The organism is Neobacillus niacini NBRC 15566, from assembly GCF_001591505.1.
In the GTDB taxonomy this organism is placed as follows: Bacteria; Bacillota; Bacilli; order Bacillales; family Cytobacillaceae; genus Neobacillus; species Neobacillus niacini.
The window spans coordinates 1-23,588 of the sequence record NZ_BCVA01000027.1; the positions used below are offsets into that span (position 1 = coordinate 1).

22 protein-coding genes and 1 other annotated feature are annotated in these 23,588 nt (G+C 38.5%); of the genes, 6 read left to right on the plus strand and 16 right to left on the minus strand.

Annotated elements, in window-relative coordinates; translation table 11 throughout:
• Window positions 1-174: 174 nt before the first annotated feature.
• The 5 genes from metG to BANA01_RS18070 all read right to left on the minus strand — a co-directional run bounded on the left by metG (window position 175) and on the right by BANA01_RS18070 (window position 4,172).
• Window positions 175-1,809: a methionine--tRNA ligase gene (metG, locus tag BANA01_RS18055; RefSeq protein WP_063254229.1), complete on the minus strand. Its 1,635-nt coding sequence runs from the start codon at window positions 1,807-1,809 to the stop codon at window positions 175-177.
• Window positions 1,810-1,870: 61 nt separating this feature from the next.
• Window positions 1,871-2,147 (minus strand) — a binding site (T-box leader).
• 50 nt (window positions 2,148-2,197) lie between these two features.
• Complete coding sequence (locus tag BANA01_RS29605) at window positions 2,198-2,344, minus strand: hypothetical protein (RefSeq protein ID WP_157411826.1); 147 nt, start codon at window positions 2,342-2,344, stop codon at window positions 2,198-2,200.
• A gap of 84 nt (window positions 2,345-2,428) precedes the next feature.
• Window positions 2,429-2,863: a GNAT family N-acetyltransferase gene (locus BANA01_RS18060; protein ID WP_034674377.1), complete on the minus strand. Its 435-nt coding sequence runs from the start codon at window positions 2,861-2,863 to the stop codon at window positions 2,429-2,431.
• A gap of 21 nt (window positions 2,864-2,884) precedes the next feature.
• A complete protein-coding gene (locus tag BANA01_RS18065; RefSeq protein ID WP_034674376.1) occupies window positions 2,885-3,754 on the minus strand; it encodes an NAD-dependent epimerase/dehydratase family protein in 870 nt (289 codons plus the stop codon).
• Between the two features lie 133 nt (window positions 3,755-3,887).
• Window positions 3,888-4,172 (minus strand): YggT family protein, encoded by a 285-nt coding sequence (locus tag BANA01_RS18070; protein ID WP_034674374.1) that lies wholly within the window; start codon window positions 4,170-4,172, stop codon window positions 3,888-3,890.
• A 323-nt stretch (window positions 4,173-4,495) separates the two neighbouring features.
• Between BANA01_RS18070 and BANA01_RS18075 the strand changes: the two genes are divergently transcribed.
• Genes BANA01_RS18075 through BANA01_RS18085 form a run of 3 tightly spaced genes read left to right on the plus strand, consistent with a single transcriptional unit; the run spans window position 4,496 to window position 8,042 of the window.
• Window positions 4,496-5,245, plus strand: a complete 750-nt coding sequence (locus BANA01_RS18075) for a DeoR/GlpR family DNA-binding transcription regulator (protein WP_034674372.1) — start codon at window positions 4,496-4,498, stop codon at window positions 5,243-5,245.
• Window positions 5,242-6,168 (plus strand): 1-phosphofructokinase, encoded by a 927-nt coding sequence (gene pfkB, locus BANA01_RS18080; RefSeq protein ID WP_034674371.1) that lies wholly within the window; start codon window positions 5,242-5,244, stop codon window positions 6,166-6,168. Before BANA01_RS18075 ends, pfkB begins: the two co-directional genes overlap by 4 nt.
• Before the next feature lie 2 nt (window positions 6,169-6,170).
• Window positions 6,171-8,042 carry a PTS fructose transporter subunit IIABC gene (locus BANA01_RS18085; protein ID WP_034674369.1) on the plus strand — a complete coding sequence of 624 codons (1,872 nt, stop codon included), beginning with the start codon at window positions 6,171-6,173 and terminating at the stop codon, window positions 8,040-8,042.
• A gap of 52 nt (window positions 8,043-8,094) precedes the next feature.
• Here BANA01_RS18085 and BANA01_RS18090 read toward each other — a convergent pair whose 3' ends face one another.
• The 3 genes from BANA01_RS18090 to BANA01_RS18105 all read right to left on the minus strand — a co-directional run bounded on the left by BANA01_RS18090 (window position 8,095) and on the right by BANA01_RS18105 (window position 10,527).
• Window positions 8,095-8,910: a Cof-type HAD-IIB family hydrolase gene (locus BANA01_RS18090; protein WP_034674367.1), complete on the minus strand. Its 816-nt coding sequence runs from the start codon at window positions 8,908-8,910 to the stop codon at window positions 8,095-8,097.
• Window positions 8,911-9,026: 116 nt separating this feature from the next.
• Window positions 9,027-9,407: a hypothetical protein gene (locus tag BANA01_RS18095; RefSeq protein ID WP_235847175.1), complete on the minus strand. Its 381-nt coding sequence runs from the start codon at window positions 9,405-9,407 to the stop codon at window positions 9,027-9,029.
• 931 nt (window positions 9,408-10,338) lie between these two features.
• On the minus strand, window positions 10,339-10,527 hold the full coding sequence (locus BANA01_RS18105) for a hypothetical protein (RefSeq protein ID WP_034674365.1): 189 nt from the start codon (window positions 10,525-10,527) through the stop codon (window positions 10,339-10,341).
• Between the two features lie 139 nt (window positions 10,528-10,666).
• Here BANA01_RS18105 and BANA01_RS18110 point away from each other — a divergent pair, with 139 nt between their 5' ends.
• Window positions 10,667-10,873, plus strand: a complete 207-nt coding sequence (locus BANA01_RS18110; RefSeq protein WP_034674363.1) for a zinc ribbon domain-containing protein — start codon at window positions 10,667-10,669, stop codon at window positions 10,871-10,873.
• 26 nt (window positions 10,874-10,899) lie between these two features.
• Complete coding sequence (locus BANA01_RS18115; protein WP_034674361.1) at window positions 10,900-11,169, plus strand: DUF3949 domain-containing protein; 270 nt, start codon at window positions 10,900-10,902, stop codon at window positions 11,167-11,169.
• A 66-nt stretch (window positions 11,170-11,235) separates the two neighbouring features.
• Here the strand turns inward: BANA01_RS18115 and BANA01_RS18120 are convergent, their stop codons facing one another.
• Complete coding sequence (locus BANA01_RS18120; RefSeq protein WP_034674358.1) at window positions 11,236-11,643, minus strand: NUDIX hydrolase; 408 nt, start codon at window positions 11,641-11,643, stop codon at window positions 11,236-11,238.
• A 98-nt stretch (window positions 11,644-11,741) separates the two neighbouring features.
• Between BANA01_RS18120 and BANA01_RS29610 the strand changes: the two genes are divergently transcribed.
• A complete protein-coding gene (locus tag BANA01_RS29610; RefSeq protein WP_157411828.1) occupies window positions 11,742-11,891 on the plus strand; it encodes a hypothetical protein in 150 nt (49 codons plus the stop codon).
• An 86-nt stretch (window positions 11,892-11,977) separates the two neighbouring features.
• Here BANA01_RS29610 and BANA01_RS18125 read toward each other — a convergent pair whose 3' ends face one another.
• The 7 genes from BANA01_RS18125 to BANA01_RS18155 all read right to left on the minus strand — a co-directional run bounded on the left by BANA01_RS18125 (window position 11,978) and on the right by BANA01_RS18155 (window position 23,554).
• On the minus strand, window positions 11,978-13,246 hold the full coding sequence (locus BANA01_RS18125; RefSeq protein ID WP_052106334.1) for an anaerobic sulfatase maturase: 1,269 nt from the start codon (window positions 13,244-13,246) through the stop codon (window positions 11,978-11,980).
• A 68-nt stretch (window positions 13,247-13,314) separates the two neighbouring features.
• A complete protein-coding gene (locus BANA01_RS18130; protein WP_034674357.1) occupies window positions 13,315-14,691 on the minus strand; it encodes a sulfatase family protein in 1,377 nt (458 codons plus the stop codon).
• Window positions 14,692-14,728: 37 nt separating this feature from the next.
• On the minus strand, window positions 14,729-15,553 hold the full coding sequence (locus BANA01_RS18135; protein WP_034674355.1) for a carbohydrate ABC transporter permease: 825 nt from the start codon (window positions 15,551-15,553) through the stop codon (window positions 14,729-14,731).
• Entirely contained in the window at window positions 15,553-16,518 is a 966-nt protein-coding gene (locus BANA01_RS18140) for a carbohydrate ABC transporter permease (protein WP_034674353.1), read from the minus strand. Before BANA01_RS18140 ends, BANA01_RS18135 begins: the two co-directional genes overlap by 1 nt.
• A gap of 11 nt (window positions 16,519-16,529) precedes the next feature.
• Entirely contained in the window at window positions 16,530-18,023 is a 1,494-nt protein-coding gene (locus BANA01_RS18145; RefSeq protein WP_052106333.1) for an ABC transporter substrate-binding protein, read from the minus strand.
• Window positions 18,024-18,213: 190 nt separating this feature from the next.
• The gene (locus tag BANA01_RS18150; RefSeq protein WP_034674351.1) at window positions 18,214-20,103 is read right to left on the minus strand and encodes a beta-N-acetylhexosaminidase; all 1,890 of its coding nucleotides are present in this window, start codon (window positions 20,101-20,103) and stop codon (window positions 18,214-18,216) included.
• Window positions 20,104-20,182: 79 nt separating this feature from the next.
• Entirely contained in the window at window positions 20,183-23,554 is a 3,372-nt protein-coding gene (locus tag BANA01_RS18155; protein WP_052106332.1) for a discoidin domain-containing protein, read from the minus strand.
• Window positions 23,555-23,588: the final 34 nt, after the last annotated feature.

Below are 23,588 nucleotides of genomic sequence, written 5' to 3' on the forward strand. Positions count from 1 at the left end.
ATGATTTTCGGTCATCATGAAACCCTCATGATGACCACTTTTCACTTTTTGGATGATTTTCGGGCCTCATGGGACCTTCATGATAACCACTTTTCACTTTTTCGATGATTTTCGGGCTTCATGAAACCTTCATGATGACCACTTTTCAGATGACTTTCGGTCATCACAGAACCTTTAAACAGTTTGTTTATTTAACCTCTCTAGCTCTACTTCAATTCTGCTAGGATCTATACGTTCAAATAACGGTTCAACGTCGGAAAGAACGATTGGTTTAACTAAAAAAGGTTTCCAGTTTGTCTCTGAAATATTGAGCAGATTCTTAACCTTTTCGCTTGAAAACGGAAGAAACGGTGTTAAGATATGAGCAATGTTAGCAATTAAATAAATGCAATCGGCCAGTGTTTGCTTGCAAGACTCTTCGTTTTCGTGAATCTGCTTCCACGGCTGTTGTTCATCAAAGTATTTATTTGAAAACCGCACCAGCTCAAATACTTTTTCCAACCCTTGTTTGAAGGATGCCTCTTCAATTAGCTGCCCAGTTACCTCATACAGAGCATTCACTTTATCCTGTACGACAGAAGATATCGTCTTTTCTGGTAAAACCCCATCAAACGATTTTGCAATAAACTTCAATGTTCGATTTACTAAGTTTCCATACGCCCCTAATAATTCACTGTTATGACTATAAATAAATTCCTTCCAGGAAAAATCAGCGTCCCGGCTCTCGGGTGCGTTAATCGTTAGAAAATATCGGATAGAATCAGGATCATACCTATCTAAAATATCAGGTACCCATACAGCCCAATTTCTGCTGGTTGATAATTTCTTTTTTTCCAAGGTCAAATACTCATTGGAAACGATATGTGTCGGTAATGGTTCCTTTCCAAGTCCAGCCAGGATTCCCGGCCAAATAAGGGAGTGGAATGGAATATTATCCTTTCCGTGAACGTAATAGGATCTAGCAGAAGCCTCCCAAAACAATGAATCATCTTTGCCAGATTCCTTTGCCCAAAGCTTGCTGGCGGTATAGTATCCAGAAACAGCCTCAATCCAAACATAGATTTTCTTTTCCTCATATCCAGCAACAGGCACACTTACTCCAATAGGCAAATCCCGCGAAACGGCTCGATCCTGCAAACCTTCCTTTAAATATCTCTTTGTAAGCGAAACAGCATTCTCTCGCCAAAGCTTGTTAGTCTCCGCTGTTTGTACATAGTTCTCCAACTGACCTTGGAATGAGCTTAAGGCAAAATAGAAATGCTCTGTGAAGCGTGTAGTAGGCGGATGTCCACATAGTTTGCACCTGCTATTCAACAACTCAAAAGGTTCTAAAATAGTCGAACAATGATCGCATTGGTCCCCTCGAGATGGCTCTTTGCATACAGGGCAGGTTCCTTCTACATAACGTTCCGGCAAGAATTGAGCGCATTCCTCGCAATAAGTTTGCTCAATTTCTTTTTTATAGACATGCCCTTTATCAAGCAGCTCTAAAAAAATCTCCTGAACCAATTTGTGGTGATGTTCGGTATCGGTACGTGTATAGCAATTATATGAAAACCCTAATTTTGAAAAACAATCTTGGAATTCCTGGTGATATCGGTCTGTAATAACTTGCGGCTGTACTCCCTCCTGCCTTGCGCGAATCGTAATAGGCGTTCCATTACAATCGCTGCCTGAAACATAAAGTACCTGTTCTCCCTTTAAACGATAATATCTTGCCAAAATATCCCCTGGCAGTAAACTCGAAATATGCCCTAAATGCAAGGAACCATTCGCATAGGCCCATGCCCCACCAATAAAAATACTCATTCAATAAAACCTCCTATTTTCTTTTGAAAAAACAAAAAAACCCCGACCTTAAACTTTAAAAGTTAAGGACGAGGTTTGATAATCCACGTGATACCACCTTATTTCGCAAATAGCTCACACTATTTGCCTTAGCAAGTACGGAGTACCCAAAATATACTCTTATACTGTGACATGGATAACGAGTGCCAAAACTCGTCGCAGCCTACTAATACCTTTCAGTATGTTCAGTACGAAGCTCAGAGACCATTGTTCAAATGAGTGTTTTTGCTTCTTTTCAGCTGCCGAAGCTCTCTGTGAAAAAACCATGTCATTTTACTTTTTCTCTTCTTTGCCTTTATTTGTTAAATTAACCATATAGTATTCGAATAATTTCTAAAAGTCAATTAAATCATTCTTCCGTACTACCCTGATCATTATTATGATAAATGGAACCACGCGCGTTACCTTCTGTAATCACACGGTCAATATCCAGATAAGGTTTCCCTCGTAATGCATCATTTGAAATAATGGTTGTATTCTCTTCATTATTATTCATTCAAACTACCTCCTAATTGAAATGAAATATTAATTTCTTTCTAGGAGTAGTTTGTGTTATTTCCTATAATTTACTACTTATCCTTTAAAGTGAAAAATAATAAAAATAATTAGTTTCCTTTTTAAAACCGATTTTTTCATAGAGGCTCTGTGCCGTTACATTATCATGACCTGTCTCTAACGCCACACCTTTTGCCCCGGTTTCCTCTGCAAATTCAATCGCCTTTTTTATTAACTTCTCCCCAAATCCCTTCTTGCGGGCAGACGCATTGACATATAAATCATTTAGTACCCATGAACGTTTCATACTAACTGAGGAAAAGGTCGGATATAGCTGAACAAAACCAACCGGATTGCTGTCTTCATAAGCAAGAAAAATGACTGATTCCTCGTTTACTAATCTTTCTTTTAAAAAAGACACTGCACCTTCAAGGTTTGATTCTTGCTTATAAAAGATTCGGTATGAATCAAACAGCTCCGCCAAAGAATGTAACTCATTTATTGTTGCTCTTTCTATCATCGTAGTTCCCCCTTTATTTTTCTATGAATAGTAACGAATTAAACCTGTTAAAAGACAATCTAACGATGTAAATCGAAAGCCCATTGATTCTGCAAGACTCGTATTGATTGACCATGATCCAGGCAAATTATAGGGAGATGGATTACCCTCTGCACTTACTATTGCTTTCTTGCCAAGTAGATTCTCAATAAGTTTGATTAATTCACTCAAACTGATATCTTCCTCAGAACCTGGATTAATTGGACCTTGGTAGTCGGACTTCGCCATACTTAATAAAAAGGCTGCTGCTTCGCCTGAATCAATAAAACTATATCGAAAGTCTGGATGTTCAATAAACATCGTTTTTCCTTCTTTTACATGCTCCACATGGAAGTGTAAACGATTCGTATAATCGTCTTTTCCAATTATAATCGGAAAGCGTACAGCAACAACTGGGAACTCAGCATTCTGAAAAAGAATGGCTTCGGCAGCCCGTTTTGCTTCTTGATAACCAACATACCCTATGTACTCTCTCCTAGTTTTTAAAAACGGGGTAAATTCTAAAGGGTTAAATCCCCCTTCTTTATGATTCGTTCCAAAATCATAAGCTGCCTGACTGGATGTAAAGATATACTTTTTAACTTTTCCCTTTAGTGCTTTCAGTGTATCAAGAGCTTCTTGTGAGGAATAGCAGGTTTGATCAAATACAACATCCCATTTTTTATCCCTAAAAGCCTTTTCTAATGACCCCGCATCTTGGCGGTCAATCCTCAATCGAGTAACTTGATTACCAAAGGTATCAGCTGTCAAACCTCTTGTTGCAATCGTAACCTTGACCCTATCATCGATTAATAATTGGACCAGCCTCTTTCCAACAAATTGCGTTCCCCCAAGTATTAACGCCGATTTCATCCTAATCTCCCCTTTTTGTCTTTCTATCTTTAAGTTTAACTTAATTTACCAATTAAGTGATACTGAAAAAACAGCAATAGGGCTTTACTTACGAAGAAAAGTAAGTAAAGCCCTATATGTAAGACATGTTTAATTAAAATGCACCAACCATGATTAACAATTGGCGAAGACCTTCTAAAGCAAATCTCCCGATAAAGCTATATGCAAAAATAGCAACGATTGGTGAAAAATCAATCATACCTAGCGGCGGGATAAACTTCCTAAAGATAGATAAGTAAGGATTAACCAGTCTCCCAACCAGTGTCCCTATTTTGGATGTTTGGAATTGCGGGAACCAGGAGCCAAAAATATTAATCAAAATTAACCAATAATAAATATCATAGATATAATTTGCTATTACTAAAATATTTGTGCCCAAATTTATTCTTCCTATCTATAAATTTTTTTCGATACCGCTACTTTACTTATACGTATTATACTCAATAAGGTTTCAAATATATCTATATTTTTAACTAAATCGTTATTATTTCTCATGAGTGTGTTTTTAGTAAACTATCAGAAACATTTACATTCATATTGGAAACACTATTTGTTACAAGGACGCTAAAAACGCGTCCTTTTTAATTTGGTGTTTTTTGAATGAAAAAGAACGTTATTGAATTTTTTTGATTGATTTTAATTGTTTTTAATTGTACAATGAAAATAGAAAAAGCCATGAAAGCGTTTTAGGAGGCAGGTATGATGTTAGAGCCAGAACGCCATCAAATTATATTAGAAGCATTGAAAGTAAAAAATTCTGTTAAACTTCAAGAACTTGTTGAATTAACAAATTCATCTGAGTCAACGATTCGAAGAGATCTTATACAGTTAGAACAAGGTAAATTTCTCAAACGAGTTCACGGGGGTGCTGCAAGGCTCCAAGGGAAACTCCAAGAACCAAGTATGACAGAGAAATCTTCCAAAAACCTTCAAGCAAAACGCCAAATCGCTCAATATGCTGGAGGGTTAGTGAACGAAGGTGACTGTATTTATTTGGATGCAGGTTCAACTATATATGAAATGATTCCTTTTCTTCCAGATAATATTGTGGTTGTCACAAACGGTCTATCACATGCAAGTGAACTTCTAGAAAAAAATATAAAGACTTTTTTAATAGGCGGTTTTGCCAAACCAACCACTAAAGCCATGATTGGGCGTGGAGCATTAGATAGTCTTGAACACTATCGATTCGATAAATGCTTTATGGGAGTGAACGGGATTCATTCACAATTCGGTTATACAACTCCCGACCCTGAAGAAGCAATGGTGAAACAACTAGCAATTTCCTTATCGAGTGAAGCCTATGTAGTAGCAGATGAATCCAAGTTCTCGGAAGTTGCCTTTGCAAAAATTACCGACCTTCATCTAGCAACGATTATTACAAATGAATTAGACCCAGATACAAAGGACCAATACCATAGTAAGACTAAAATTAAGGTGGTTACATCATGATTTATACGGTTACGTTAAACCCATCACTTGATTACATCGTAGAAGTAGATCAGGTAACACTTGGTGAGTTAAACCGAACAAAAAATGAAACCAAATTTCCAGGCGGCAAAGGAATCAATGTTTCTCAAGTGTTAAAAAGATTAGATGTTGATAGTCACGCTCTAGGATTTATTGGCGGTTTTACCGGCAGTTATATTGAAGGTTTCTTAAAATCACAAGGAATTCACACCGACTTCGTATTAGTTGATGAAGATACAAGAATAAATGTAAAAATCAAGTCTGATACAGAAACAGAAATTAATGCAAAAGGACCCAACATTACAATAGATAACTTAGAAGCCTTAAAGGCAAAAATTCGCCAACTGACAAGCGAAGATACTCTTGTACTTGCTGGCAGCATTCCATCCACTATGCCAAAGAGTACGTATGAAGAGCTTGTTAAACTATGTAATGAAAATGGTACAAAGTTCGTTGTCGACGCGGAAGGTGAATTACTTAAGAAGGTGCTTCCACTAAACCCCTTCTTAATCAAACCAAATCACCATGAACTAGGTGAGCTATTTAATACCGTTATCAACTCTTGTGAAGAGGTCATTCCGTATGCGAAGGAACTTGTAAAACAAGGAGCTCAAAACGTGATTGTATCCCTAGCTGATAAAGGAGCTGTTCTCATCAATAAGGACATTGCCTTAATTGCCACTAGTCCAAAAGGCGATGTAAAGAGCTCAGTGGGTGCAGGAGATTCCATGGTAGCTGGTTTTATTGCAACCTATGAAAAAACAAAATCGATAGAAGAAGCTTTCCGTTTTAGTATCGCTGCCGGCAGTGCGACGGCATTTTCAATCGGATTATGCACACGTGAAAAAATGGAAGGCTTGCTCCCTCAAGTTAAAATAGAAAAGTCAAACCTAAGAGGAGAATGACGATGAGAATTACAGAGTTATTAACCAAAGAAACCATCAACCTTTCAATAAATAGTACAACAAAGACCGATGCCATTGAAGAATTGGTAAGTGTTTTAGACAATGCAGGTAAGTTAAACGATCGCTCTGAGTATAAAAAAGCTATTATTAAAAGAGAAGAACAAAGCACTACAGGGATTGGCGAAGGTATTGCCATCCCCCATGCAAAGACAAACGCTGTTAAACATGCAGCGATTGCGTTCGGTAGATCAACTGCTGGTGTAAACTATGAATCTCTTGACGGTCAGCCTTCTCACCTCTTCTTTATGATTGCAGCTACTGAAGGAGCAAATAATACTCATTTAGAAGCACTTTCTCGTCTTTCAACGATTCTTTTAAAAGATGAGGTACGTAAACAGCTTTTAGAAGCTAATAGTGCGGATGAAGTTTTAACCATCATTAATTCACATGACCAAGAAGAAAAAGAAGAAGAACAATCCATGGCTGGCAAGAAACAATTTATTGTTGCTGTAACAGCATGTCCTACTGGTATTGCCCATACTTATATGTCTGCCGATTCGTTAAAAGCAAAAGCAGCAGAGATGGGTGTTGATATTAAAGTTGAAACGAACGGTTCTGGCGGTGCAAAAAATGTTCTTACAGCAGAAGAAATCGAAAATGCTGTTGCTGTTATTGTTGCTGCGGACACAAAAGTGGAAATGAATCGTTTCAATGGCAAGCATGTATTAGAAACACCCGTTGCTGATGGGATACGTAAACCAAAGGAATTAATTGAAAGAGCATTAAAGCAGGACGCTCCTATCTATAGTGGCAGCGGAAAATCCAATCAGGAAAGCGAACAAACTGGAAGAGGCATCGGTTCTACTATTTATAAACACTTAATGAACGGTGTTTCCAACATGCTTCCGTTTGTTGTTGGCGGCGGTATCTTAATCGCTATCAGCTTTATGTTCGGTATTAATGCAGCAAATCCAGATGATCCAACCTATCATCCAATCGCTGAAGCACTAATGACCATTGGCGGCGGAAATGCATTTGCCTTAATGGTTCCAATTCTAGCTGGATTTATTGCCATGAGTATTGCAGACCGTCCTGGTTTTGCAGCAGGTATGGTTGGAGGAATGATGGCTACAAGCGGCGGCGCAGGCTTCTTAGGCGGACTTGTTGCAGGTTTCCTAGCTGGATATTTAGTGGTTGGTTTGAAAAAGGTATTGTCTGGTATGCCTGCATCCTTAGAAGGAATTAAAACCATTCTTTTATATCCGTTACTAGGTATCGCTTTAACCGGATTTATCATGTTGTTTGTTGTCAATAAACCTGTAGGTGCATTAAATACAGCCATTTCTGAGTGGTTATCAGGTTTAGGTACAGGGAATGCTGTCTTACTTGGTATTATATTAGGATTAATGATGTCATTTGATATGGGTGGTCCAGTTAACAAAGCTGCCTATGTGTTTGGAACAGGATTGTTAGCAAATGGAGTTTATGCGCCAATGGCTGCCATCATGGCTGCTGGTATGGTTCCTCCATTAGCTATTGCAATTGCAACTACATTGTTTAAAAATAAATTTAACAAACAAGACCGGGAAGCAGGAAAAGTAAACTATATTATGGGCTTATCCTTTATTACAGAAGGTGCGATTCCATTTGCGGCAGCTGATCCACTTCGCGTAATTCCTTCCGTCATGGCAGGTTCTGCCATTGCTGGGGGTCTATCGATGATGTTTAATATTGGTCTTCGTGCCCCACACGGCGGAGTATTTGTAATGCCTCTAGTAGACGGCAACTGGTTAATGTATTTATTAGCAGTTGTGATTGGTGCTATTGTGTCTGCATTATTAATGGGCTTCTTGAAAAAACCAGTAACAAAATAGAACAAAAAAAAGCCTAATTCCCCTACTCTATGGGAAATTAGGCCTTTTCTTACTATACTAGTATTTCGGTATGGAGTTTAAGCAAATGACGAACAGCATGTGCAAAGCCATCTTCATCGTTTGATTTTGTAACGATGTCCGCTTTTTGCTGTACATGAAGCGGAGCATTTGCCATGGCAACAGAAGTGCTTGCTACCTCGAACATAGCAAGATCATTACCGCCGTCTCCAAAAGCGATAATTTCATCAAACTCGAGATTCATCATTTTCTGATAGCGCAATAATGCTTTGCCTTTATGTGCTTCGTTTGAAGTAATTTCAACATTATTAGGAAATGAAGAAGCCATTGAAATATCGAACTTATTTCCGAGGGCCATCTTAACTACTTCCACTTTTTCTAGTTCATCAACGTGTGTCAGAGCAATTAATTTATAAATTTTCAACTGATCTTTTTCAAGAATTTCATCGTAATTGAATTCTTCAAATAGAGTATTGAGTTCTTCTTTACTTTTTTTATGCAGCGGGGGTAAAGTAGATGGAAATCCTCCATAATTGGTATAGACTAATATGCCAACACCTAATCCCTTTAATATTGAGAAAATTTCTTTATATGTTTCTAGCGGTATCGTCGCCTCATATAATAATTCTCTTGTTGGCGAGAATAATACAGATCCATTAACACAAAAGATAGGAATCTGTAAATTTTCTAACGCTTTTATTTTAAAAACATCAGCAAAAGCACGACCTGTGTTTAATATTACCTCATGACCTTCTTCAAGTAATTCATTCATGGTTTGCAGGTTAGCTTCAGATATATTATGTTCAGAATTTAACAAAGTACCGTCTAAATCAATTGAGTAACATTTCATCGTGTACTCTTCCTCTCCCCTATCTTTCTTAAAGACTACTATATCAGATATTCAATAAATAAAAAAAGTTTAATTCTGGAAGCAAAAGCCCAAGGACTTTAAGCATTAGAATGTCCCTAAGCTTTTGCATTTTCTCTTTCCTTTAAAATATCTTGAATGATTTCCATATGAAAAGCAGCCCATGCTTTTTCGCGAAAATGGATAATCACACTGGCAGCAAGGGCAATAATGTAAACGAGACTAAACCCTGCCCACAGCCATTTTCCCTCATGAAATAAGTAGGTAGATAATTGCTTTGAAAACAAGAGCAACAACCACGGAGCTGAAGAAACCAGAATTGGTATTATTCCCGACCCGTTATATTCTTTGATCATTCGGTAATGAATCAATTGCAAGGTATGGCTATCGAGCGACTTGTAAAGAGTTTGGATTTCTTCAATTTCTTGATATTCCATCATATGGTTAATGGCATTGCCATTTTGTAACGTTCTTTTCAAGCGTAGATAAACCTTGTGAGCATCCCCTTTTGTAGAAAACAACACAGCGCATCCCCTCCACTGTATAGATTTCCATGAGGACTATGTTTTTATTAAATATTTTAATCAAGCGCTTGATTCGTTTTTAAAAAGAAATAGTTTTTTCCGACTACTTATTTTATTCTTTGGATTGGAAACAGGCATTAAAAAGTTCATGTTTGTGTACGTACGGTAGTGGTTGAACAGATTACATATAATGCATTTTAGTGGATAGTATAAGAAAGGTGAAATCTGAGAAAAAAAGGGATGATGTAAGCAGTGAAAATAAAAGTTCAAAATTTACTTAATATTTCTATGGTCTTACTATCATGGTTAACCCTGCCCCTATTAGGGACACGTAACATAAAAAGATTTCTACCTGCCTCACTCCTCATCTTCCTGGTAGAAATGCTTCATGCAAGATATGGGAAAAAACATAGATGGTGGGTGTTCTATAACAAAACCAAATCACCTTTTTTTGGGGAATTACCTTTTCAAATTGGTCCGTTTTTAGCAGTCTCTTTGTGGTTTTTGAAGTGGACATACGGAAACTTTATGCAATTTATTTTACTAAATGGAATTTCAACCGCTAACTTTACATTTCTAGTCACCTATTTTTCAAAGAAATTCAGGTATTATAGATTGGTTCAAATTAACAACTTCCAATTTTTCCTTTACTTCTTTTCAAAGGCATTTTTACTGTATTGGTTTCAGTACCTTATTGAATTAAGGCGTGAAAAAAATCTTTTCAATGATGAAGAAAGTACGAATAGGAACGGGAGCAATCGTAGAAAAAGCGAATAGAAATCATAAAAAAATGGCTCAGTATTGAACTAAGCCATTTATTTTTATTGCAAAAATATTCGGTAGAAAACTCGTAAGTTAAATATGTGTCTTTTTGGTAAAAGAGATATTACTCTCCTTCGTTAACAACAATTTTATATCCTTCCTGCTTAGGACCATCTTCGTAAACTTCTCGTGATACGATGTAAAAGGTTTCCTCTTTATCGTCAGTGATTACCATCTCACTTGGACTTTTATCAACCGCTGCCGCGTCAAGGCTAAAATAACCCATACCTAACATTGAAACATCAAATGCCACTTTCATCCCTCTTTTCTAGTTTTATTGCATTTTACCTTTTTTCATGAGAGGGTACAAGCTAAAATATTTGATTATTATGAAACATTTCGGCTTCCCTTTCCGTAAATATATGGAAGTGTTCATGACAGGGGGGATTGTAATGAGCGAAAAAGGTTGTATAAAATGTGGTTCTAGAGATACGGGCCAAAAAGAAGTTGCCATGACTGGGACGGGTTTATCAAAAATATTTGATGTTCAACACAACACATTTATCGTTATCTTCTGTAAAAAGTGCGGGTACTCCGAATTCTATAATAAGAAATCATCCACTTCTTCCAATATTCTAGATTTATTTTTCGGGGGATGATAGAAATTTATTAGGGGGAAGTTTAGATGAGCGAAGTGTTATTGATCATTGTGGGCGGATACATTCTATTATCTTTGATTTTAATCCCTTTTCAATACCGTTATGTAGAGCAAATGGAAAAAATGCGGAAAGCGAACGAGAAGAAGGGTATTAGCCAAGGTGAAATGATGGAAAATATGAAATTCGAAGAACAAGTATTACATGCTAATGTACAGGGAAGTATGATTTTCTTCCTTGCGAATATTTTAGCCACAATTGTCTATAAAATGAAACATCGTCAAAAAATAGATCGATAAATTTCTTCTCAAACCAAAGCGGCACCAAGAAAAGGTGCCGCTTTGGTTATATGTATTTTCTTGTGACTAAAAACCAACATAAAAAGGATGCATATTTTCATCTAAACAATATTCAATTCGTTGCCTAAAGTTATTCCAGGTGACCATTTCTAATGCTTCTTCTAGTTTGTAAAAACCTACTTCTAGACTCTCTGGACTGGTTGTTAATTCCCCGCCAACAGGCTTCCCCAAAAACAATGTGTTACAAATCGACCCATCTATATTTTGAAAGATTCCGCAAAACTTAAGCACCTCAATGTCGATCCCTGATTCTTCTTTTGTTTCCCTGACGACGGCGTCCATTAAGGATTCCCCTTCTTCCACCTGACCCCCAGGCATTTCCCAGCCTCTCCGTGGTCCTTTGATTAATAAAATTTCATTCTTCTCATTTACTACAATTGCAGCCGCTGAAACAATATGTTTTGGTACTGCCATCTTTTCTCACCCTCTCTGGCTCTATAAATACAATCTAATCAATAACGTTGAATTTGTCATTTACTTTTCAACCATACTATTACATGGAGGTGTAAATAATGCCAAAAAACAAACCAATTGAATTTACAGGAAAGGTTCTAAATCAAAGGAATCAACTAACGGGTCCCGATGATGCGGGTAAGGCGGGTTATCCAGAACGCCCGAAGAATGTTACGATTCAGGATCCAAACAGTAAAGGGAAACAGTAAAATTTTTTATAATCAAACGTTTGATTAGGTCTTGTATGCCCTTATATACCAATGTTAAACAATTAATCAAACGTTTGATTAGTATTTTAAACCTCTTGTTTTAAGCTTAAGGTAACGCAGCACTGCTTATACTTTTTCCCGCTTCCACATGGACAATGGTCATTACGCTGAGGCAGTTTCCCTTTAAAATAACGCTCCACATTCTGCTGGAATAAGCGTGCCCTTACTTTATCCCCAAGTTTGCTCATACGTTCATCTGCGTACCCATAAACCTGTTTGTAACTAGCACAGAAATAATCCACCTCTGATGTCATTAGGTCATCGCTCCATTTTCGATTTCGAGGACAGCCTCCGTGACAGAGTTTTTTCCATTCGCAGGATTTACACGGCTCTGGTAATGTCGGCTTCATTTTTAAAAACTTTTCATATAAAGGATGTGATAAAATTTCCTCAATCGAATGTGTGGCTACGTTCCCAATCTTCCAATCCGAATCAATGAAAAAATCACATGGAAATGCATCGCCATTTTGCTCCAGAATAATTGTTTGCGGGCACGAAGCACGGTGAATGCATAAACCAGGATCCCGGTTCACATAAACATTCAACATTTCATCAAAAAATCGGATGGATGTCCGTGGTTCCCCGTTGTTATACCAATAGTCAAACGCCTTACAAAGAAATTCACCATATTCTTCAGGTGTTATTTCATAATTGCCTGGAAAGTCCACCTCTTGAGAGCGAAAGTCCATACACGGAATAAACTGAACAAATGGAAATCCTTCAGACTCATAGAAGTTTAGAAGCTCAGCAGCCTTCGCCACATTCCCTTTATGTACGACAGTTAAAACATTAAAATCCACCTGTTGTTTCCTCAGATGATTGATTCCACGCATTACTCGGTCAAAGCTGCCCTGACCCCTTGATGTAATCCTCCTTGCGTCGTGTATCTCTTTCGGACCGTCAAGGCTGACTCCAATTAGAAAATTATACTTCTTAAAAAAATCAGCCCACTCATCATTAATTAACGTTCCATTGGTCTGAAGTGTATTTGAAATCATCGTATGTTTAGGTGCATGTTTAGCTTGAAGTGTGACCACTTCTTTGAAGAAATCTAATCCAGCAAGAAGTGGCTCCCCTCCCTGCCAGGCAAAAGTAGCAGCTCCATTAGACATTTCCATGTATTCTTTAATAAATTTTTCCAAAATACCAGAATCAATTCGATTAATCTTTGGGCCCGGTTTTCCTCCACAGGTACTATAATAACAATAATCGCAAGCCAAATTGCAATCTTCTGATACAGTCTTCCACATCACACTGATATTCCGCTGCAATGCTGTTAAACAGCTGCTGGTCATTGGCCTGTCCCCCTTAGGTAATATAACGAAAATGAGAAGCCCTGACTCCTATCAGGGCATATTTACACTTATTTAAATTCCTTAGCGTGGAATGGTCCGCCTTCTCTCATTACAGTCCATAATGGATCAACATCAAACTCCATCGTGGACATCATGTCATCATGCCATTCGTTTAGCAGATAGACCGCCTCTTTACAAATATCTCGCATTTCCGCCGCCAGGTTATTCTGTTCATACGGATCTTCTTTCAAGTTAAACAGCATTTCTTTCGGGAACCCATTATGTCCATCGTGATAGGACCTTATATAAAGCCAGTCCTCAAAACGAACACTTCGTTGCACAACGTGAGCACATTGTGAAAGAACTAAATAATCCCGCCCTTTATACTCACCCGTAAGTATACTGTCAGCAAAGCTTTGTCCATCCCATGATTCTGCCTTTGGTGCCCCAAGTAGATTTGCAAGTGTTGGGGCGAGGTCAATATGATAATGCAGCCCCTCGTCTATCCTTCCCTTCAGCCCTTTAGGCCATCGGATAATCATGGGTATATGACAAGTACCTTGATCAGCTGTTCCATGCTCGGAATAGATACCTAACTCACCAAGATTTTCACCATGGTCCGCACTGATTAAAATAGCGGTGTCTTCCATAATTCCAAGCTCTTCCAATTTACGGAGCACCCTTCCTACATGATCATCCATGTAGCGGATTGCACAATCATAATTATCGATAATAAAGCGGAGATCATTATAATTTTCAATAGGTTTCGCATGGCGAGGCCATCTGAAATAATGGGATTTTGCCAATGAATTCATATGGTTAATACTGTGCTGGCAATCCCTATCCTTATGCTTCTGAAAAACTTCTTCAGTGAGCCAATCCGGCAGCGGGGTATCGGCAAATGGATGACCGTATTCTTCTGGAGTTCTATAAGGAGTATGTGGATCCCAAAAGTTTAAATGTAGAAACCAATCTTCTGCCCCTCGATTATCCTCCAGCCATTTGAGTGCAACTGGAAGGACCTTATCAGCAGATTCATGACCATTTGTTCCTACATTAAATACCTCGTTAAACCCTGCATTGAACTTCCAGGCAGAATGTCTTTCTGCAAATGTACTAATAGTAGCTGTTTTATATCCAAGCTGCCGCAATGAACCTGGCAGACTTTCACGATTTAATCGATCGGAAAAGTCCCGGCTGGATCCTTCGTGCCTCATATCAGCTGCCGTTCCACCATGGCCGACTACTCCATTGTGGATCCCAAATTTCCCGGACATTAAGGCTGAACGTGACGGTAAACAAGGAGCATCCGTGCAATAATAATTTGTAAATACGACACCTTCATTCGCAACCAAATCAATATTTGGTGACGTTTCGCGATGGTACCCATAGCAACCCAAATGATCGGGACGCAGCGAGTCTAAATCCAAATAGAGAATTCTCATATGTTAAACAACCTGCCTTTGATGTATTTACTTAAACTTAACCCTTAACAGATCCCGCAATTCCATCTACAAAATAACGCTGCAGCAATAAAAAGATAACGATAATAGGAAGAATAGCAATCGTTCCACCAGCGGCAATTCCAGTCCAGTCGACGATATTTTCACCACGAAGCGCATATAATCCCACTGAAAGCGGTCGTGCGTCTGGTTCGTTCAAAGTTAAAATCAGCGGCAACAAGAATGAGTTCCAAGACCAAATGAATTGCATAATGACAACACTGCCGACAACTGGTTTAGATAATGGCAGCATGACTGTGAAGAAGGTTCTAAAAAAACCAGAGCCATCCATTACTGCAGCTTCCTCTAATTCCTTTGGAATCTTAGCGAAGAAGGTAGCAAATAACAAGATGAAAATAATATGATTTCCGCCAGACTCTGCCAGAATTACTCCCAATCTAGTATTCATTAAACCCATTGCTTTAATTAAGTCATAGATTGGAATAATCGCAAATTCCATTGGAACAAACATACTGGCAATTAGTAGTAGATATACAACCTTTTTACCTTTGAAATCATATCTTCCTAAGGCGTACCCACATGTAGCGGTAGTAAATAAAACAATCACAATCGTCCCTACCGTTATCACTACACTATTGATAAAATACTGCTCAAAGTTCGCTTCATTCCAAGCACGAATGATATTTTCAAATGTAAAGCTTTCAGGAATTAGCGATAAACCATTTGTAAAAAATTCATTTTGTGATTTAAATGAAGCTGATACCATCCATAAGAAAGGGTAGATCCAGATTAAACAAAATACAGACATTATGACATAAAAGATGGATTTTCTAAAAATCACCATTACTGGTTACCCCCTTTCATCCTTTTCGTCACTATGGATTGGATGATAGCAATAATAATTATTGTTACGGCAAAGAAAAGACCAGCCGCTGACGCGTAACCTAACTGCGGAAGACCCATTTCACTTGTAAACGCATATCGGTAAATATAAGTAGACACTACGTCTGTTGCAAAGAATGGACCACCGTTTGTCATGGTTTTAATTAAATCAAATGCTTTTAATGAGTTCACAACATTTAGCAATAAAATAATTGTTCCGATTGGTATTAATAGTGGAACAGTGATATGGAAAAACTTCCGAGTCCCTGAGGCACCGTCTACATCCGCTGCTTCATAAAGGTCCTTTGGAATGGATTGCAAGCCTGCAAGCCAATAAATTAAATTTACACCAAGGTTTTTCCAGACAGATATTAAAATTACAGTAAACATTGACCAAGTAGCATCACCTAACCAGTTGATTGGCTGATCAAGAATACCCAGCTTAAAAAGTGAATCGTTTACGGCACCATCACTCCCCCAGATAAATACCATGATAATCCCCACAATGGAAGTTGTCGTAACAACCGGAAGGAAGATAAAGGTACGGAAAAGATTAGAGGCTTTAAGTCCTGGACGATGGAGTATGACTGCCAGCACTAAGGCAATAATTAAGTGGAAAGGTACGGTACCCAGCATAAATTTGAAACTATTTTTAAACGCATTCCAAAAGTATGGATCTTTTGCCACATTGATAAAGTTTTGCATTCCTACGAATGTTGAGTCAGGCGTTAAGCCTGACCAATCCAACATTGCGTAATACCAGCTGGCCATAATCGGCCAGCCTTGAAACATTGCAAATAATAATAAGGTTGGGGCTAAAAATAGCCAACACCACACTTCGTTTTTCATCGTTCGTTTTTTCCTAGGTTTTCTCTTTTCGGTGGCTCGAGTTGCGGTTGTCGTTATGGAACTAACGGTATTTTTCATTGACTAATCCCCTATTTTCTTACCGCTTTGTAATCTTCAGCTAAATAATCTTTATCAGCGCTCCAGTTTGAGAATTTGAAATCATCCTCGCTTACCTTCGCACCTTCGGCTTTAGCTGCCTCAATCGCCTGGTCTAAAGAGTTATCTATATTCGTAGACAGTAGTTTAAGTTGATCCTTTGGATCCTTTAATGCACCAGAGATTAAACCTTGAAGAATATCTCCCAATCCCGGCTGTGGATCTTTGTATTTCGCAAATACTGCTGATGATTCAGGATTTCTAATTTCAACACTTGGCACTAAACGAGAATTCTCCATAGCAAGTTCATAGTATTGCTTGAACTCAGGAATTTCTGCAGCTGTCTCGTTAACATCCTTTAACATGGTAAATCTGTCACCATTTTTAACGAGTACAGATTGATATTCTTTACTGAAGTATTCTTTTAAATATAAAGCTGCCTCTTCTGGGTGTTTCGTAGTTTTAGACATTCCTAACCAAGGCTGGAAGTTAGGACGTGGCAGATATCCCTCACGTCCGCTATCTGGAACAGGAGGTGCCATTACCCCAAAGTCTAAATCTGGATTTTCTTTTTTCCAAACTCCAATGGACCACTCACCTTGAATTATGAATCCTGCTTGGCCTTGACCAAATAAAGCACGTGCTTCTGGAGCAGCAATACCCATGGTCTTAGGATGGTAACTGCCGTCTTCTTGCATGCCTTTGAATAAGTCCATTACTTCAAGAACTGGTTTAGAATCATAGCTGGCTTTGCCTGTCACTAAAGAGATTGGTGAGTGTGGATTTAGACCGCTGCCTCCCTGGGCTGACCAGTCAAGCACTGGATTTTTCCATCGTACAATGGTTTTACCACCCTCGATAATACCGTATGCTTTCCCATCAGAAGCTTTTGTAATCTTTTTCGCAGCTTCACGGAATTCACTATATGTCTTTGGAGGATTTTCTGGATTTAACCCTGCTTCCTTAAATAACTTTTTATTGTAAAAAATCATTGTATTTGGCAGTGATAAATAAGCTGGAATACTATAAATCTTGCCATCCTGCATGGTTGCTCCATCTACAAAAACACCATCCATAAAGCGGCTTTTAAATTCATCATCTAAATATGGATCCAGGGGCTGGAACATATCTCCTGCTATAGCAGTACTTAGTTTCATGCCATTGGGGATTGGGAACAAGTCAGGTGCATCACCCGATTTAATGGCGGTTGTAATCGTGTTCTGGAACTGATCAACGGTTAAAAGGGTATACTCAATTTTAATATTTGGATATTTTGCTTCGAAATCTTTGATAAATTGATCACGATATGCTTTTTCACTGTCCGCCCAATCCATAACACGTAAGGTAATTTGTTCGTTACTAGAATCCTTAGAATCTTTATTATCCTTTTCTTTTTCCTTGGTCGCAGAGCTGGCGCAAGCAGACAGTAATTGTAAAATTAATACGAAAACAAGCACATTTTTCCAAACTCTTAATTTCTTTTTCACAATATTTCCCCCTTTTTCTCTTACGTTTTAATTTCCTATAAACACCTTGAACCATTACTATTACTCACCCTATATAGCGTTTTCATAACAATTTGTCTTGGTTGGTTTTAATATTACAAAATTTCCTAAGCTTGAACCATGTAGAGATGATTCTTCTTTTTGTATATTTGATACTTTTCTGAAAGCGTTTTTAAATCCCTGCTAAGGTCGATGCGGTTGCAATCGTGTGCCATAGATTTGCACTAATCGCCTTTCTCTCCCCCTCGTGTTGTCGGCCATCAAAAAAGAGTACCTCTTCTTCTAGTTCTTCTATTCTAGTTATTTTTCCATCCAGAAAGGCTTGAATTCTTAGCATTGCAGAGTTAACTCGCTGTACTAGACCGCCTATCCGGAGATCAAAAACATCGAGGCCGTATATTTTATTTTCCTCTAACCATTGAGAATGGTAGACTTTTATAAATTGCTCTATTCTCTCTTTTAGTTTAGGTAAAATAACATTGTTTAAATTTCTTAGAGATTCATAATCCTTCAAATGATAAGCGTTTCGTATGTGTATTCCTACATTACATTTAATTTCCAGTACCATGCTTAAATGGTATTGTGTCTGAAACACGTTTTCCCAATGAGGATTCTCTTTGACGCATTTTTCAAAAAAGGCTGCACAATTTTTAAAATGCTTGGCGTATGTTTCTGTTAATACGTGCTTTTCAAATAAGCCGCACAAAATGTCTTGATATAAAAGATATTTTGGAGGATTAATCGAATGCGTTTCTGGATTTTTATTGTCAGGCACAAGCATTGGCATATCCAAATTCATAAAGTCCTCATATCTTCCCCCTACACATGTAGTAAAACGCTCTTGAAGATAGCCCGTCTCGCTTTTTCCTGAATAACAAAGCTCTGCCCAAAGCTGCAGGGTTGGCAGAATCGAGTAAATGCTGGCTTCGGCTCCATTATCTCCCCAGGCTGTTAAGATTACTTCTTTAATTCCATTCTCGACACAACTTTTATGCGCCATCTCCCCAATATACCTGCTAAATTGATTATTAGGAGAAAAGCCCATCCATTTCCATGCCCCGCCTGCAAATATAATCCGGTCACTCAGCTGCTTGTGCTTTTTAAGCATGCCTTCATATAATTCCGGTTTCACAGAATAATAATCCCAATATACCAACGAGATATCCTTGGGAATCATTTCAATTACTTCCGGTTTGATTGGGCTATTCACATCATAATATTCACCTGCACTTGCAAGGCGGAAAAACATATCACTCCACATCATAGGCTCATAGCCATATTTTCTCGCAATCTCCATTACACGGTTAAAATGCTTTAACATTAGAGCTGGTCTATCATGATATCCATGTTTATCAAGATACTTCCCAAGCCCCATCATATGAGCCTCATCCATGCCAATATTAATCCGCCTGCTGGTCAAATTCTCTGACATCGTTAGGAACATCGCTTCAATCAACTGATAGGTTTTCTCTTCGTCAATTAGCAGAATATCATCGCAATCTACTATATCGGAAAAAGCAGACCATTTGAGTGCTCCACCTAAATGGGCTAATGTTTGGATACAAGGAACCAGTTCAATGCCAAACATCCTGGCATACCTGTCCATATCCTTCATTTCCTGACTCGTGTAACGGCCGCGCATATAGCCGAAATACGGATAATTCTTTATTTCGTAGGTATCCTCGGTATATAGCTGGACAGAGGTATAGCCCATCAGCGCCAAGTGTTGAATTAACCGTTGGAAAGCCTCTGTTTTTAATACCGCATTTCTTGAGCAGTCAATCATTACACCGAGGCTTTCATAGACAGGACTTTCCTGCTTTTCAAAACCCTCGCCATTTCTCATTCCTTCAATCAACAATCCAAATGCGCGAAAAAGCAGGTGCTCTTCACGATATTGGATTGAGGCTTGGATTTTATCATATATAATATGAATATCGGAATCTCTTTTATTGAAAAATACAGGGATTCCATCATCCGAAAGCTGGATTTGTAATAAAGGTATAAGCTCAGTTACTGCAGAAATTTGCTGATTGGATAATCCCAACAATTTTACTTTCATGTTAAACCTCCTAAAATTAGAAAGAGAAGCTTTAGAAATGAATCTTCAGCTTCTCTTTCCAGTCAATATCTATTCCTTATTAATTTTGCTCCTTAATAAATAGAAGATCATCAAGAAGCAAGGCTGCAAATGATTCATGAATGTGTTTTCCTGATTGTGCGTGTATTTCGTTTTCAAGCGAGTTTAATGTGTTTAGGAAGGATGATTGATTCGTATAACCCTCTTGGGCTTTTCTTACCTTTACAAGCAGACTATTAAGAATGCCGTTTTGGTCAATAAACCCTTTTTCAAATCCCATAGTCAGTACATCATCAAGAAGGGAGATATGAACTCCTACATCCAAAATAAATTCTGTTGTCGTTACATTTCCTGCCTTGTCGACTGCTCTGACAGAGATAACATGTTTGCCAGCTGCTAGTGTTAGTGGGTCCAATGTTGTTTTAGCTTCAAGTATCTGTCCATCCATTTTAATGCTGAATTCTTCCACACCACTTAAATTATCGGTAACAGCAAAGTCTATAACAGCAGACTCTGTTTGAAGTACCTGTAGTGTACCTTTAGAAGTGATCTCTGGTCCTGTCAAATCAATTTTTACTTCTGTAGATTTTACTCCTTCTCTGTTTCCATTTTTGTCAGTACTGAAATATCGTAAGGAATGAACACCTTCTTCAGAAATGGCAATGATTGACCCCACATAGAAAGGACCATTATCTAAACTGTAGAAAGTTTGTTCAACACCCTTTCCTTCGTCCGTTGCCGTCAGGATTACAGTTTGTGGTTGATTTTTCCAGCCAGCAGCTGCATTGTCAATTGTAACAGGCGCTGTTAAATCTACATCGACAGGAAGACCATAGACTTCTACTTCTACATAATGATTCCAAACATTTCCGTAACTGCCATTAGACCAAAGACGAACATAACGGCCTTGAACGGGTTCAAAGTTCATTATTTTCCCGGTTGCGGCCTCCGCATATTCTGAATCCGTCCCTATTCCCTGCTTTGCACTATTATCCAGATCATTATTGAAGACTGTCGTAACTCCGCTGGAGAAGTCTGCAGTATTGGAAATTTGTACAATGACATCTTTATAAGTTCTTCCGTCGCCATAAAAGTGCCATAGCTTGATACTGTTTAACTCATAAATATCCCCAAGATCAAGCTTTAAATATTGAAGTCCCTGACCGAGTCCAGCAAACTGACTTGAGTTGTTTGATAGTCCATCCGTAATCCGCGCAGGATTTTGTAAGATACCACCAGACACAGATGTCTTTCCTAATGCTACATTCGTTGGAGTCATGCTCATACCGTAGACTTTCACTTCTACATAATGGTTAAAAGCATTATGATTATTTCCATTTGACCAGAAGCGGACATAACGTCCTTCCACAGGCTGAAATATGATTTCCTTGCCGACCGCCGTCTCGACATACTCTGAATCCGTTCCTACACCAAATCCTGCGCTATTGTCATTGTCATTATTAAATACTGTCGTTACACCGCTCGAAAAGTCAGGTGTATTCGAAACCTGTACAACGACATCTTTGTAGGTGCGTGCTGTTCCAAAATAATGCCATAATTTCATACGATTTAAGGTAAATGTTCCGCCAAGATCAAATTGTATATATTGCAATCCTTTGTCCAAAGCGGTGGTTTGAGTCGGATCATTAGACATTCCATCTGTTGCCAGCAATGAATTTTGAATATAGCTGCCGGATATCGGTGATTTCCCAAAGGCTAGATTATTCAAATCATCATTCACAGGCGGTGCTTCTTTCATTGCTTGTAATTCAAAGGCACCCCGGTCCGGTGCTTCGAAATAAAGGGGATTGCCCCAATAATCCCTGCCGCCATTTTCAAATAGCACTGCACCTGTATTAATAGCTGGTGAATAAGCTTTTAATTGATATCCCGCTAAATCATCCAACCCTGTCGACTTACCAGGATTTATAAATTCAGGATTAGCTGTAATCATCTTAGAATCTGGAATGATAGAGCTAGTTGGAATATTGTTCCCGTAAAATACATTGCTATCATAGGTCCAGGTAGCTTTTTTCTGATAACCTCCTGTGCCAAGATTATAGAAAATATTGTTTTTAAAAATCGCCTCGCCGTCACCAGCCGGAGCATTACCATTGTCATCAATTAGCATCGTATTATTAATCCCCGGTCCAACATAGAAAACATTATTATAAAACTGCATATTTTCGTAGTTGCTGCCGCTGCATACCGTTATCGTTTGGTAATGGTCATTCTGACTGATGTTGTACCGGAAGATACCATCAGATACAGAGCCATTTTGTTCATTCTGACAGATTAGTACGGTGCCGCCCTCATTATCGTGACTATAGTTGTACTGAAAAATAATCCCTTTTGTTCCATTGTCATAATCAAATGACATACCATCTTTTATTGTCTTACCTCCTGATACCTCGTTAAACTGATAAACCGTGTAATCACCATTATAGGTCCACATTCCGGCATTATAATCTACCTTTTTTTCGTTATAGCCATGAACCCGATTGTACTCAACAAGGGCATGTGTCGTAATATGAGGGACAATCCCATCACCACTTACATGTAAAACCTCATTCCCACGAATCACTACGTTTGTAGCTGGTGTCCACGGAATGGTTGGGTCAACAACCGGACCTCCTTGCTGTTCGCGATGGTTCCATGCGGAATTGACCATAATTCCTGTACGAGTGACATTTTCAATCTTATTATTTTCGATTAGGACACCATCGAACTTCGTCACACGATGTGGCTTTGCCTCCTGATTACGTCTTACCAATACATTAATTCCTCCACTGCCATATACCCCTTTTTTATGGAGGCCGTTAATGTCATGAATATAAAGATTATGAAGATGGATACCGCTTAATACGGCAATATTCTCCAAGTCCGTTGTTCCGCCTGCCTTATAATCCTCACCGATAATTTCAACACCACTTCTAACATCTGTTCCCTGTTCCGATGTTGAGTTTGTAATTTCGATATTACCAATACTCCAATGTTCTTGGTTATACAATCCAATTACATAAGGGACTCCCTGACCCTCAATTAAAGGTTTTGCCCCTGTACCGTACATATCCAGGACAATCGGTTTTCCTTGCGTACCAGAACCGAGCGGGTGCAAGGAACCTTTCCATCTTTCCCCGGACTTTAATAAAATTCTATCCCCAGGTGAAAAGGTAGATGCGTTTACTTTTTCTAGAGATTTCCAGGGTGTTTGTTCTGATCGTCCATCATTTGAGTCATTACCGTTTGTAGCGTCTACATAAAAGGTTCTGGTTTCATCGGCATTCCCATTGGTTTCATTCACATTGTTGAAATCGTTTGCAAAGGCATTACCATTTAACAATGTTGAAAAACATAGTAAGAACAGTACAACCTTATATGCGATTTTCTTCAAATCCATCCCTCTTCCCATAGTCTTTAGCTCTGAACCCATGAACCGATTGTAAGTGTGTTGTTCTCCCTACCTT